Raw genomic sequence first — 12,958 nt, forward strand, 5'->3', positions numbered from 1 at the left:
TTGCAGCAAGTTATGTACCTTTGTTTGGGTAAAGTAGCTGCCGAGTTTAGTCGGCAGCAAATATTATACTTTTTTGGCTAACCACATACCGCCTAGTATGGCTGCAAAAAATAATAAAAACTCCATTTTAAGAGACACCAATTGAACCAAACCAGGCCCTGGGCATATACCACTTAAACCCCAGCCTAAACCAAAAAGTACTGAGCCGATAATTAAGCGCGCATCAATATTTTTTAAATTACTTAAATTAAACGTTCCTGAAAGAAGTGGCTTCTCTTTTTTTGCAACCCATAACCATGTAAGCATCATTATTAGCATGGCAACAGCCATCACTATAATTAAGCTTGCGTCCCATTGGTTTCCATAGGTAAGAAAGTTAATCACTTTAGCAGGGTTTGTCATCCCGCTAATAATAAGTCCTAAGCCAAATATAAAGCCTATAACAACCATCATAATTGCTTTCATTATTTATCCTACAAGGTTTGCTGTAATGAAGGCGACAAGCATAAATGTGCATGTTGCAACCCAAGAGCGAGCAGAAAAGCGCGACATGCCGCACACACCATGGCCACTTGTGCACCCATTAGCTAAAGTTGTACCAGCGCCAACTAAAAGCCCTGCAACAACAATAAGCCAAGGCGGTAATTGCAATTCGCCTTCTAATAAAGATGGCGCAAATACCCTTACAGCGACTCCTGCCAACAACAACCCTAAAATAAAGTATAACTGCCAACGAGAGTCTGAATTTGCTTTAGCGAATACAGATTTAACAATGCCTGATATACCCGCAATTTTTCCGTATAAAACCAGTAATAACGTACACGCTATACCTATTAATGCACCGCCTATTGCAGCCGATACTGGGGTGAATTCTGTTATCATTTTTAAATTTCCCAAACAATAGAAACGCCTAAACCGGTTTGTTTCATTTCGATTGATAATTGTTGATTAGGCGCTAAGTAGTTAGCACCCGTTACTTTTTTTGCTGGCGAATAAAAAGCCATAGCGTTTAATTGTACCTTGTTGGTAAAAGAATGGCTAAAGCCAGTAGTAAAATGCCACTCTTGAACACCCGGGGCTAAAATATTTAATATAACTTGAGAAGAAGGAATAGGCTGCTCGGTGTAAGACACCCCAAAACGAATTTTTTGTTGCGATGTACGCTGCCACTGATAGCCAAGCTTATAAATAGTCATATCGTTCCAGCCAAACCCAGCGCCGGCGTTAGCTCCTAAAGGCGCTGACATCAAGTTATTGACTGGATTTGCAATACTTTTTACTTCGCTGTAATTTATTTTTTGCCAATCAAATACAACCTGATTACTTGGGGTAAGCTTGTAGGCTGCGCCAAGTTGAAACGAACTTGGCAGATCAAATCCGCCTTGCTCTGCAAATAAACCTTTATAGCTATCAAACTCTTGCATAGACACTGATGAGCGGTAACTTGCCCCCCAGCTTAATGACGAATTTATATCTTGGCTAATACCCAGTTGAATGCCTAGGCCTGTGCTTGTATCGGTGCTATTATTTGTAAGCGCTTCTGGTGATTGCGAAAAAGGAGCAAAGTTTCCAAGCCCTTGCGCTTCAAACTGTTGCACCACGTAAATAGGGGATACACCAAGGCGTGTTTGTTCATTCAACTTATAGCTTACTGTTGGGCTAATAAAGAGTTGTTTTAAATCAACGCCCGTCGTACCAGCGTAAAAAGTCCCCTCAGGAGAGGATTCTGCGCCGTACTCGGTATTCATACCGCCGTTGCCATACACTAATAAGCCAATATTTACTTTTTCATTTAATTGATGGCCAATAGCAAACTCTGGAATTGCAAATACAGTGTTGTCGCTTTTTTGTGTTTTTGCTTCAAGATAAAATGCGCCAGGGTAAAAAGTATCTACTTTTGATGCAGTATATTTTCGTTCAGGTGAAAAAAGCTCTAAGCCCAGAGATAGCTCTGTTCCATTAGGTAAAAAGGTTGCTGGATTATTAGCGCCAGACATTAATTCTTCTGACAGCGCTACACCTGCGCCAGCCATACCTTTGTGGGTCATGCCATAGCCGTGAGTAAAATAACCATTAGTAGCAAATGCACTGAACGAACCTAACGTACACGTTAAAGCTAAACCTGAAATTAACTGTTTTTTCATTTTAGTAAATACATAAAGTTGGAATGGGCGGACAATAGCTAATTTTTGATATTCTAAAAAGGAATTTAAATAGATTAGTTATAATAAAAGGTAATACGGCAATAGTTATAAAGCTAAAATAAATGAGCGTAGATTGCTATTCAATCTTAGCTTAAGTTAAAAGGTTCGCTAACGTATTGAGTTATAGCGATATTTAAGTATGCAATCGGTAGCTATACACTTTGGTATTAAAAGTGTGCAGGTAAAAGGAGGGTTTACGTATCAACAGCAGTTTAAAATATATTTATTAGTTAACGTTTAGCTCATCCAAACAATCACTCTTAAATAACGCCATTGTATGTAAAAGCAAAGCGGCGATTAATATCGCCGCTTTTAAAAATCACATAGATTCGAGCGTTTTACCGCGTGTTTCTTTAATGTATTTAACAACAAAAAATATGCTTATAAGTGCCGATAACGCATAAAATCCATAAGCGCCGGCAAGGCCAATGTTAGCCAGCATAATAGGGAAGGTCATGGTAATTGCAAAGTTAGCAATCCACTGCGCACTGGCAGCAACGGCAAGGGCAGCACCACGAATACGGTTATTAAACATTTCGCCTAATAATACCCATACAATTGGGCCCCAACTTAAGCCAAAAAATACCACAAATAAGTTAGCCATAATAAGTGCAAACGTACCCATGTTATCGCTAAGTGCAAGTTTGCCTGCGTCATCAAGGCCTGCACTGCCAAATATATAAGTAAGCGCGCTTAAGCTGATAAACATACCAATACTGCCTACAAGCAACAGTGGTTTACGGCCAACTTTGTCAACTAGGGCAATGGCAATAAAAGTAGATACAATATTAGTAGTGCCCGCTAATACATTTATAAATAGCGATTGCGACTCATCAAACCCAGCGGCCTGCCAAAGCTCAGAGCCGTAATAAAACACCACGTTAATACCCACAAATTGCTGAAACACACTCAGCGCCACACCTACCCAAACAATTGGGTGTACCTTTTTACTGTTATCAATAAATAAATCGCGAATACTTGGCTTTGTATCGCTATGCAATGAGCGTTTTACATCGCTTATTTGTTTATCTGCATTGTCGTTCGATATTTTACTAAATACTGCTTTAGCATCGTCTACTTTACCTTGCGCTACTAAATAACGAGGCGACTCAGGAATAAACAACACACCGACTAAAAACAGTACCGCAGGGACAAGCTCAGCCCAAAACATCCAGCGCCAAGCGGCTATATCAAGCATTAAAATATTTTGCGCGCTGCCTGCTGCATCAGCAATTAAATAGTTACTTAAAAAAGCAGCAAATAAACCCAGTACAATAGCGAGTTGTTGTAGTGTAGCTAAACGACCACGAAGTGCTGGTGGCGCAACTTCTGCAATGTAAGCTGGCGCTAATACTGATGCAGCACCAATACCTAAACCACCAAATAAACGGTAAAAAATAAACTCCGCAGAGCTTTCGCTAATGCCTGAGCCAAATGCACTAATGGCAAAAATAATCGCAGTGATGATCATAATTGCACGGCGACCAAACTTATCAGCTAGCGGCCCTGCAGCAAGCGCACCTAGGGCGCACCCTAGTAACACAGACGCTACGTTAAACCCCGTAGCCACACTGCTTGAATTAAATGCATTACCGAGCGCCGATACTGTGCCGTTAATAACGCCCGAGTCAAAACCAAATAAAAAGCCACCAATAGCAGCAACGGCCGATATAAATATTACGTAAAAAAGTGAGCACGTGTTTGATGTGCGCGCCGAGCTATTATTCCTCGGCGATAAAGATGATGTCATGATTGTGTGTCCTGATTTTTATTATTGTGTACTGTACTATATTGAAGCGCTTGGATCTGCGTAATTTAAACGAATTTTATCTGGGCTAATTCTTTCATAACTAATATTAAAATTATTATTTAATACTTCTAATAAGCCCTTAACATCGCCTGTTTTAAACATACCAGCGACTTGTACCCTTGTTAAACGCTCATCATCAGAAAGCTCAAAGTCTATATTCGTATATCGACTAATCTCGGCCATGGCATCGGCAAGAGATTCGCCTCTAAAAATAAGGCTTCCTTTACGCCAAGAAAGACTAGCCGCTACATCTATAGGGTCTACTTTTTCAACGTGCTTAGCTATTTTACCTTTGAAACTTAAATCGAGCTTTTCACCTTTAGAAACTGCTGTAGAGTTATTTGATAAAAATTTACCAAGCTTATTTGTTCCATTTTTTTGGAGGTTTGATGGTTGCGAACTAGTTTGTTCGGCAACAAGCACTTTGCCATCAGTGACTATTAACTCTATTTGTTTTTTACCCACTTCAACATTAAACGCAGTGCCTACTGCCTGAATAACTTTATCACCAGCAATAACACTTAAAGGCCGTGTCTTATCATGCGCCACATTTATATGTATCTCGCCCCGCAGTAAGTTAATTACTCGAGAGTCTCGGGTATATCTTATTTGTACAAAGCTATTAGTATTTAATGTGATTTCACTTTTATCTGGCAAAATTATGTCTTTGCTTTCACCTACACCCGTTTGAAAGTTAAGTTGCTTAGCGACAACAGCTGACTGATTAACGGGATAAAAAAATGAAAAATTAAATGCTTCTTGAAAAAAGCTAAGTGCAACAGCCAATAAAACAGAAGCGGCCGTTGCACCTAACCACACAGGGAGGCGTTTTTGTCTAGATTGTGATTGCGGGAATAGATCAGATAAGCGGCTAAGTTCACCCATCTTGTCCCATAGGTGTGCAACTTCAAGCAATACTTCGACGTTTTTATATGACTGAGCTAACCATAGCTGCAATGCGTCTTTTTCGGGTTTAGTTAAACCTCTATCGAGCTTGGCAAGCCATTCACTAGCACAATCAAGGCGTGCGTCTTCGACGGCCTTATTATTTCGTTCGCTTATATGGTGGACATTACTCATGACTACCTCCAGCACTTTTTTGTGAAGAAGAGTTCGGTTTGCCATACACACTTTTTTCAGATTGACGCATAAACTGCGTACAACGTTTTACGCCGGTTGCTATATGTTTTTCCACGGTACTTTCACTAAGGTTTAATTGAGCAGCAATTTCTCGCTGCGAATAACCATACACTTTTTTTAATACAAACACTTTACGGCATTGAACAGGCAAAAGCCTGACAGCTTCACAAAAATTTGAAAATTCGCAATCGGTTAGCGCATTTTCGTACATTTCGTCTTTCTGATGTTCTGCTAAGAGTTGCTCTAATGCTTCCATGTTGTCGATACTATCGACTAGTCGTATATTGGCTTGCTTTTGATAATCGAGCGCTAGGTTACGCGCCGTTTTATAAATAAAAGATTTTGGTGAGCTAATGTTTTCAGTGTTTTTTATTTGACAAATTCGCACGTAAGTTTCTTGCACAATGTCTTCAATTTCATGTGGAGGTACTATGCGTGCCACTACATTTGAGAGACCTTTGCGCGAGGCCAGATAAGCCTTATAAAATAGTGTGTCTTTTGTCATTGAGTGTGTGTCTCGTGTGTGTGTGGTTTTGGCAATTGTTGTTATTGTTTTGCCATTACAGCTTAAGACGATTGGTAATAAAAAATCCGCTACTCAATTTTAAAATAAATTGTTTTTCTATTTGTAAAATTGCAGGCACTATCAATCCTTGTTGTTAAAAGCTTGTAATTTGAATACCAAGTGTACTACAGTTTTTCAAATTATTAACACGTATAGGCTAGCTCTATAATTATACGTGTTCATATAACCAATTAATTAATATAAAAATATATTTAACTTTTTTAGTTGAAACCCCACAACATTTTTTTGCACACCAAAAAATAATAAAGGTTTAGTAATAATAAGTATGGCTAGTCAAAAAAATAAATTATTTGAAAAAAATAAAAAATATTTATGGAGGAAAATAAAAAGTCACTCGTCTTCATTCTGTGTATGGCCAAAAACTATACGCATGGAATGTATACATTTGCCACTTTGTTTACCGCTATATGTGCTTGTTTTTAGCTTAGTCACCACAGAGGTGAAAGCGAGCTCGGTGGACGAAAAAGCAATGTTTAACATTCCTCGACAAAGGGCCGATTTATCGCTAATAAACTTTGCCGAGCAAGCCGATATTACTTTGCTTTTTCCGTTGGATAAAATTCAACAGTTACAAACAAATACTATTACTGGCGAGTATTCAATAATAAATGCATTACAGATTTTACTCGACAGTACCGGCTTGCAAATGCAAGTTAGCGAAGATGGGCAAATTTCTATTTTAATAGACCCTAGCTTCGAGAGAACTGACAACATGGCTAACTATAAAAAAAATGGCGTGTCGAGTGCTGTACTAGCTGTATTAAGCACAATGGCAACCCTTCCTGCAGTTGCAGAAACAGCAGTACAAGATCCAGAAATAATAGAAGTACGCGGAATTAGAGGCTCGCTTGGTCGAGCCATGGATGCAAAAAGAGAAGCCGGTGGCGTGGTTGACTCCATTTCAGCAGAAGATATTGGTAAATTTCCTGACACAAATTTAGCCGAGTCTTTGCAACGTATTACTGGGGTTTCAATAGACCGTTCAGGCGGCGAAGGGCAGCTTATTACGGTGCGTGGTTTTGGCCCGCAGTTTAATACTGTACTAGTAAACGGACGCCAAATGGCATCAGAGAATCAAAGCCGTGCATTTAGCTTTGATACCATTGCATCAGAATTGGTTAAAAGCCTAGATGTATTTAAAACCTCAACGGCCACTATGCAATCTGGTGGTATTGGCTCAACAGTAAACGTTAATACGGCGCGTCCATTTGCGATTAGTGGCTTTAAAATAGCGGGTAGTGTTAAAGGTATTTACGATGAAAATAGCGAAGAAACCACACCAGAAATTTCAGGGTTAATTAGTAATACATTTAATGATGACACACTGGGTTTGTTGTTTGCCGTTTCTCGCCAAGAGCGCGAAACACGCTTAAACCAAGCTCAAGTAGATGGATGGCTCGAAAACGTCGGTGTTTCAAACCCGCAAACTCAAAGTGGGCAAGCTTACAGTGGTAATATATTTTCGCCACGCAATTACGATCACAAAGTTACTACAGAAACACGCACACGCACTAATGCCAACTTAGTTATTCAGTATGCGCCATCAGATGATTTAGTGATTACTGCTGACGCACTTTACTCCGATTTTGATGTAGAGGCCGATACAACTTCATACGGGCACTGGTTTACAGCACCAAACTTAGAAGGCTTTGGTGATGCAGCGGGGCCAACTGTTGACGAAAATGGCACTGTAGTTGATTTATACCAAGAAGTTGGTCTTGCCACCGATATGCACGCTAAAAAGTTTGACCGTCTAACAAATTCAAGTGCACTTGGTCTTAATTTTGATTGGCATGTAAACGATAACTTAAATATGAAGTTTGATTTGAGCCACTCAAAAGCCGAGCGTGAGGCTAATAATGGCGGTGGCGATCAGCTATCGTTGATTGGCTATGCTAACCGAGTGCGCTTTGAAGTAGACGGTGGCATTTTGCCTTACGCCAGTGAATTTTCCTCAGCTAACCCTAATATTTATAGTGGCCAACAAGAACTGAATGGTGTGGCTTACGATCCAGGGGTAACGCCTGATGGAGTGTCTAATCATTTAGATACAGCAAATAGCCGAGCACATGTAATGCTCCGCCGTGGTTGGGCTGTTGAGGATACGGTTGATCAATTTCGTTGGGATAGTGTATGGAATAACGAAGGTACATCGGGGTTAATCGCGGTTAAATTTGGTGCCATGTATTCAACTGAAACTAAAAACCTTGATCGTTGGGACAACGAAGGCGTAGGTATTCACTGTACCTTTTGTGGTTACCCAGATGACCCAAGTATGGATGGCTTAGCGCAATTTGTATTTGACGCAGGAGATGACTTTTTAGGTGATGTGAGCGGCAGCGGTCGTATGCCAACGTCATGGCTTGCACATGATGGAGAGGCAAACTTTGCGTACCTTGAGCAAATAGCTGCGGCGAATGGTCAGCCTATTAGTTTTGATGCAGTTAAACGCAATAAATCGTTTGAAATAACAGAAGATACATTTTCATTTTACACTGAATTTGACTTTGAGGCCGAGCTAGCTGGCATGCCGTTATATGCATCTGCTGGTTTTAGATACGAAAGTACCGATGTAAAAGTAAAAGGCACAGATGAGCCAGTTAGCGCGCTAACTATTTTAGATAAAACCGAGATGTTGGCTAACTTTGGTGCAGTAAAAAATATTTCATCAAGCTCAGATTACGAAGCTATTTTGCCTAACTTTAGTGTAAAGCTTGAAATTAATGACGATTTGATAGCCCGTGCTGCCGTATCACAAACGATAACGCGCCCAACGCTCGATAGTATGTCGCCAGTGACTGTTATCGAAACTACTCGCCAAGGTGGCAACTTAACATCAAGCTCAGGTAATCCTGCACTTGAACCATTTACCTCCGATAACTTAGATTTATCACTAGAGTGGTACTACGCCGACGCAAGTTACTTATCAGCTGGTTACTTTAGAAAAAACGTTGCTAACTTCATTATAAACACCACTGAAGACTTAACGTTCGAGCTTGCTGGTGGTGGGTTACTTACAGACCCTTCTACAGGCAATGATGTAGATAACTCTGATGCTGCCGACTCTACAGCCGTGTTTACCAATACGTTACCAAATAATAGCGAGTCGGCAATTGTTGACGGCTGGGAGCTGGCTCTACAGCATAGTTTTGATAGTGGCTTTGGTTTTATGGTTAATGCGACATTTGTAGACAGCGATGCAGAACTAGATCCTGCAGATATAACTCAAGTATTTGCATTAACAGGCTTAAGCGACTCTTATAATGTGGTTGGCTTTTATGAGAATGGCCCATTTCAGGCGCGTTTAGCCTATAACTGGCGTGATAGTTTTGTACAGTCGCTTACGCAGTTAAATGGTGATGGTGTCACTATAGTGGAAGACTATGCACAACTCGATGCCAGTGGAAGCTATGATATTACCGAAAATGTATCGGTGTTCTTTGAAGGTATAAACTTAACCGAAGAATACGTACACAAACGTGGTCGCTTTTCTAATCAATTACTAATGGTTGAAGATAGCGGGCGACGTTTTGCGTTAGGTGTTCGTGGAAGTTTCTAACTTAAATAATAAAAGTGGCTTTTACATTTAGTAGTAGCCACTTTTTAAATATGCCTTTATAGGTAACAAGTATGAACCAGAAAAATAAAAAAATAAAAACAGTGGTTGTCATTGGTGGTGGTATAGCAGGCTGGCTAACAGCAGGTCGATTAGCGGCACATCATAAGAGTAATACGCCCGATGGTCTTAACGTTGTGCTAGTTGAATCTCCAAATATACCAATTATAGGTGTTGGCGAAGGCACGTGGCCCACTATGCGCAGTACATTAATAGCGCTTGGTATTAGCGAAACCGATTTTATACGCGAGTGTGAAGCAAGCTTTAAGCAAGGAGCAAAATTTGCCAAATGGGTGGATGGCAGCGATGATGATTTTTACTATCATCCATTAGTTCTGCCGCAGGGCTTTTCAAAAACCGATATGGCAGGGCATTGGTTAAATAACACAGCAGAGTCAACGTCTTTTTCAAACGCAGTGTGTTACCAAGAAGCTATTTGTGAGCAAGGGCTTGCCCCTAAAACAATTTGTACACCAGAATATGCTGCTATAGCCAATTATGCCTACCATTTAGACTCTGTAAAATTTGCTGTTTTTTTACAAAAACACTGTACGCAGCAGCTTGGCGTTAAACATATTTTAGCCGATGTAACGCAGGTCAATAGTGCTAAAAATGGCGATATTGCAAGCGTTACCACAAAACAACAAGGTGAAATTAGCGGTGATTTATTTGTCGATTGCACCGGCTTTTCATCATTGTTATTAGGCGAGCATTACAAGGTTCCCTTTAAGCCCTGCGATGACGTGCTGTTTATTGATACCGCCTTAGCAGTGCAAGTCCCTTATGAGGATGAAGATGAGAGCATTGCGTCTCACACAATTTCAACTGCGCAAGAAGCTGGTTGGATTTGGGATATAGGCTTGCAACACCGTCGTGGTGTTGGTTATGTGTATTCCAGTAAATATAGTACTGAAGCCCAAGCAAGAGAAAAACTCAAAGAGTACGTGGGCGATAAAATCGATTCACTCACCATCAGAAAAATCCCTATTAAAAGTGGCCATCGCTCACACTTTTGGCAGAACAACTGTGTTGCAGTTGGGCTTTCGGCTGGCTTTTTGGAACCGCTTGAAGCTTCTGCATTGGTATTAGTAGAAATGTCAGCGCAGATGATCAGCGAACAACTCCCCCACACCCGCGATATTATGGATATTACCGCCAAGCGCTTTAATGAGACGTTTAGTTATAGGTGGGAAAAAATAATCGACTTTTTAAAGTTACACTATATTTTATCAACCCGTGACGATAACGCATTTTGGAGCGATAACAGAGACCCAAAAACGATTCCTCAAAGCCTACAAGATCTAATGAAATTATGGCAATACCGCGCCCCTGCTGACCACGACTTTACAAGTAACAATGAGGTGTTTCCAGCGGCGAGTTATCAATATGTTTTATATGGTATGGGCTTTAAAAGTGACTACAGCACAACTGCCTATATGCTTAAAGACACTGTTTTTGCTAAAAGTCAGTTTGATAAAAATAAAAGCATGATAAACCAAGCAGTCACTAACTTACCTAGTAACCGAGAATTGTTAAATAAAATTAAGAATCATGGCTTTAGCACTATTTAGCTTAAAAATTTACACATAAAAACAATAAAGAGACACACATGGAAAATTTAGTCGCATTAGAGCAAAGTGCTCATCAGCATATAAAAATAGATACACAAAAAGCACAATCACACGCTGAAAACATTAATATGATCCCTGTTGTTATGGCGGAACTTAATCAAATTGCCGTTCAGCAGCCTATAGTTTTTGCAAAAAACTCAGAAACAGGGGAGTTTACACTCAATGCTTTATTAGGCTTTGAGCAACATGAGAACTTGTTTTATCAGAACTCGCAGTGGCAGGGCGTGTATTTACCGCTTCAATTACAGCGTCAGCCATTTTTTGTTGGTGATACTCATGCGCAGCAAACTCAATACCCTGTGTGTATTAATTTAAATAGCCCAGCAGTCGTTAATAATCGAGCGCAAAGCCAGAATAATTTAGAACCAATTTATACCCAAAGCGCAGAAGAAAGTAGCTATTTCAAACAAATAAAGCAGTGTTTAGGGCATTTACTACAGGGCGAAATAGACAATAAAAAGTTAATTGATACCTTGTTACAGCATGATCTACTGCAGCCATTATCGCTTGAGGTAACGTTTCAGAACAGTCAAAAAACAAAGTTAAACGGCCTATACACTATTAACCAAGAAAGACTCGCACAACTTAATAGTGATCAAATTACGCTTTTACATCAAAGCGCTTTATTACCCGCTATTTATACTGTTATAACCTCACTTGGCCAAATATACCCATTGATAGAGCGTAAAAATGCAGTGCTTAATTTAGCCGATGATTGATTTTAAACTAAACGAAAATACGGCGTTACACATACATACTGTAGGGGAAGAGAAAACCCCAATTATTGTTATTGATGATTTTGTAAATAATGTAGATGCGCTTATTAATTTTGCTGTGTTTTCTCAAAGTGCTAGAGAATCGTTTTGCGCACAAGAAAGTGATTTTTACCCAGGAGTAAGAAAAGCAGCACCGCTTAGTTATATCGAGCGGTTAAAAGCGCTTGCGCCAATTATTAATTCGCACTTTGATATGGCGGATAAAAGCGAGTTTGATGTAATTCTTTCTGCTTTTTCAATTGCATGCACTGAGCCTGATAAGCTCAGGCCAATACAAATGCTCCCTCATTTTGATACACCTAATATGAATCAACTTGCTATGGTGCACTTTTTATGTGATGAAACTCATGGTGGCACTTCATTTTATAAGCATAAATCCTTAGGGTATGAACGTATAACAAAAGAGCGGCTTATGCTTTATAGGCAAGCTATTAAGCAACAAGCCATGGCGCAAAAGCTTCATAAAAATCCACAATATATAAATGGAAGTACAACTTTGTTTGAGCAAGTTTACAGAGTAGAGGCAAAGCTAAATCGCGCAGTTATATACCCAAGTAACTTATTGCATTCCGGTAATATAAACGCGTCTAATGGTTATGCCTGCGACCCAGTTAATGGGCGTTTAACTATCAGTAGCTTTGCTGTTTTACGCTAGCTTTTTTATTACCGACTAAAACTCTCAAAGTACTCTTTTTGCAATTCTATAGTAAGCGCTTTAGGGCGAATGCATTGTACTAGGCTGTATACTTCTTCTTTTGTGTAACCTGCCGAATTTAAAATAAGCGCAGCGACCAACCCTGTGCGGCCTGTACCGCCTTTGCAATGTATGGCAATGGTTTGTTTGTGTTGTATGGCCTGTAATATATCGGTTTTGTGGGTGTTCCAGCTTGATGTAAAAGGTTGCTTGGGTGCTTCGTCGTCATTTATAGGTAAATGAAACCAGGTTATATCGTGCTTATTGCACTCGCTATTAATTGTTTCTACGTTGTTTTTTTCAAGCTCCTTTTGCGGCATAAGTGAAAGCAGCATGTGAGTGCCAGCCGCCTTTAATGTAGCGATTGAATCAGCTAGGTTTTGTGTTTTTGTGCCTGGGCAGGGCGTAAAAATAATATTTGCGCCGTTATTGAGTGATAAAACATCGTGCGGATGCGCGCTCATGGTAAGTCCTTTATTTTTAATGAATTTGCTTTAATAA

At 39.9% G+C, this 12,958-nt stretch carries 11 protein-coding genes; 4 read left to right on the forward strand and 7 right to left on the reverse strand.

Annotated elements, in window-relative coordinates; all coding sequences use genetic code 11:
• Positions 1-63: 63 nt before the first annotated feature.
• The 6 genes from I6E85_RS12430 to I6E85_RS12455 all read right to left on the reverse strand — a co-directional run bounded on the left by I6E85_RS12430 (position 64) and on the right by I6E85_RS12455 (position 5,659).
• Positions 64-465 (reverse strand): DUF6691 family protein, encoded by a 402-nt coding sequence (locus tag I6E85_RS12430; RefSeq protein ID WP_024590756.1) that lies wholly within the window; start codon positions 463-465, stop codon positions 64-66.
• Positions 466-468: 3 nt separating this feature from the next.
• A complete protein-coding gene (locus I6E85_RS12435) occupies positions 469-882 on the reverse strand; it encodes a YeeE/YedE family protein (protein ID WP_007584056.1) in 414 nt (137 codons plus the stop codon).
• A 2-nt stretch (positions 883-884) separates the two neighbouring features.
• Complete coding sequence (locus I6E85_RS12440; protein ID WP_024590758.1) at positions 885-2,144, reverse strand: OmpP1/FadL family transporter; 1,260 nt, start codon at positions 2,142-2,144, stop codon at positions 885-887.
• A gap of 379 nt (positions 2,145-2,523) precedes the next feature.
• Positions 2,524-3,954: a sugar porter family MFS transporter gene (locus I6E85_RS12445; protein ID WP_024590759.1), complete on the reverse strand. Its 1,431-nt coding sequence runs from the start codon at positions 3,952-3,954 to the stop codon at positions 2,524-2,526.
• Positions 3,955-3,990: 36 nt separating this feature from the next.
• The gene (locus I6E85_RS12450; RefSeq protein WP_197236978.1) at positions 3,991-5,094 is read right to left on the reverse strand and encodes a FecR domain-containing protein; all 1,104 of its coding nucleotides are present in this window, start codon (positions 5,092-5,094) and stop codon (positions 3,991-3,993) included.
• On the reverse strand, positions 5,087-5,659 hold the full coding sequence (locus tag I6E85_RS12455; RefSeq protein WP_024590760.1) for an RNA polymerase sigma factor: 573 nt from the start codon (positions 5,657-5,659) through the stop codon (positions 5,087-5,089). The genes I6E85_RS12450 and I6E85_RS12455 overlap by 8 nt, the downstream gene beginning before the upstream one ends.
• Before the next feature lie 346 nt (positions 5,660-6,005).
• On the opposite strand from I6E85_RS12455, the gene I6E85_RS12460 reads away from it, so the two are divergent.
• The 4 genes from I6E85_RS12460 to I6E85_RS12475 all read left to right on the forward strand — a co-directional run bounded on the left by I6E85_RS12460 (position 6,006) and on the right by I6E85_RS12475 (position 12,418).
• Entirely contained in the window at positions 6,006-9,299 is a 3,294-nt protein-coding gene (locus tag I6E85_RS12460; RefSeq protein ID WP_024592088.1) for a TonB-dependent receptor, read from the forward strand.
• Positions 9,300-9,370: 71 nt separating this feature from the next.
• Positions 9,371-10,927 (forward strand): tryptophan halogenase family protein, encoded by a 1,557-nt coding sequence (locus I6E85_RS12465; protein WP_024590761.1) that lies wholly within the window; start codon positions 9,371-9,373, stop codon positions 10,925-10,927.
• A 38-nt stretch (positions 10,928-10,965) separates the two neighbouring features.
• Positions 10,966-11,706, forward strand: coding sequence for a SapC family protein (locus I6E85_RS12470; protein WP_024590762.1), 741 nt, complete (start codon positions 10,966-10,968; stop codon positions 11,704-11,706).
• On the forward strand, positions 11,699-12,418 hold the full coding sequence (locus tag I6E85_RS12475; RefSeq protein WP_024590763.1) for a DUF6445 family protein: 720 nt from the start codon (positions 11,699-11,701) through the stop codon (positions 12,416-12,418). Before I6E85_RS12470 ends, I6E85_RS12475 begins: the two co-directional genes overlap by 8 nt.
• 8 nt (positions 12,419-12,426) lie before the next feature.
• Here the strand turns inward: I6E85_RS12475 and I6E85_RS12480 are convergent, their stop codons facing one another.
• Complete coding sequence (locus I6E85_RS12480; protein WP_197236979.1) at positions 12,427-12,921, reverse strand: dual specificity protein phosphatase family protein; 495 nt, start codon at positions 12,919-12,921, stop codon at positions 12,427-12,429.
• Between the last annotated feature and the right edge of the window lie 37 nt (positions 12,922-12,958).

Source organism: Pseudoalteromonas sp. NZS71 (assembly GCF_015864715.1).
Taxonomy (GTDB): Bacteria; Pseudomonadota; Gammaproteobacteria; order Enterobacterales; family Alteromonadaceae; genus Pseudoalteromonas; species Pseudoalteromonas arctica.

Excerpts from the sequence above, each read along its gene's own strand:
- I6E85_RS12455 (WP_024590760.1), bottom strand. The coding sequence starts at position 5,659 with ATGACAAAAGACACACTATTTTATAAGGCTTATCTGGCCTCGCGCAAA.
- I6E85_RS12460 (WP_024592088.1), top strand. The coding sequence starts at position 6,006 with ATGGCTAGTCAAAAAAATAAATTATTTGAAAAAAATAAAAAATATTTA.
- I6E85_RS12440 (WP_024590758.1), bottom strand. The coding sequence starts at position 2,144 with ATGAAAAAACAGTTAATTTCAGGTTTAGCTTTAACGTGTACGTTAGGT.
- I6E85_RS12450 (WP_197236978.1), bottom strand. The coding sequence starts at position 5,094 with ATGAGTAATGTCCACCATATAAGCGAACGAAATAATAAGGCCGTCGAA.
- I6E85_RS12445 (WP_024590759.1), bottom strand. The coding sequence starts at position 3,954 with ATGACATCATCTTTATCGCCGAGGAATAATAGCTCGGCGCGCACATCA.
- I6E85_RS12475 (WP_024590763.1), top strand. The coding sequence starts at position 11,699 with ATGATTGATTTTAAACTAAACGAAAATACGGCGTTACACATACATACT.
- I6E85_RS12435 (WP_007584056.1), bottom strand. The coding sequence starts at position 882 with ATGATAACAGAATTCACCCCAGTATCGGCTGCAATAGGCGGTGCATTA.
- I6E85_RS12465 (WP_024590761.1), top strand. The coding sequence starts at position 9,371 with ATGAACCAGAAAAATAAAAAAATAAAAACAGTGGTTGTCATTGGTGGT.
- I6E85_RS12480 (WP_197236979.1), bottom strand. The coding sequence starts at position 12,921 with ATGAGCGCGCATCCGCACGATGTTTTATCACTCAATAACGGCGCAAAT.
- I6E85_RS12470 (WP_024590762.1), top strand. The coding sequence starts at position 10,966 with ATGGAAAATTTAGTCGCATTAGAGCAAAGTGCTCATCAGCATATAAAA.
- I6E85_RS12430 (WP_024590756.1), bottom strand. The coding sequence starts at position 465 with ATGAAAGCAATTATGATGGTTGTTATAGGCTTTATATTTGGCTTAGGA.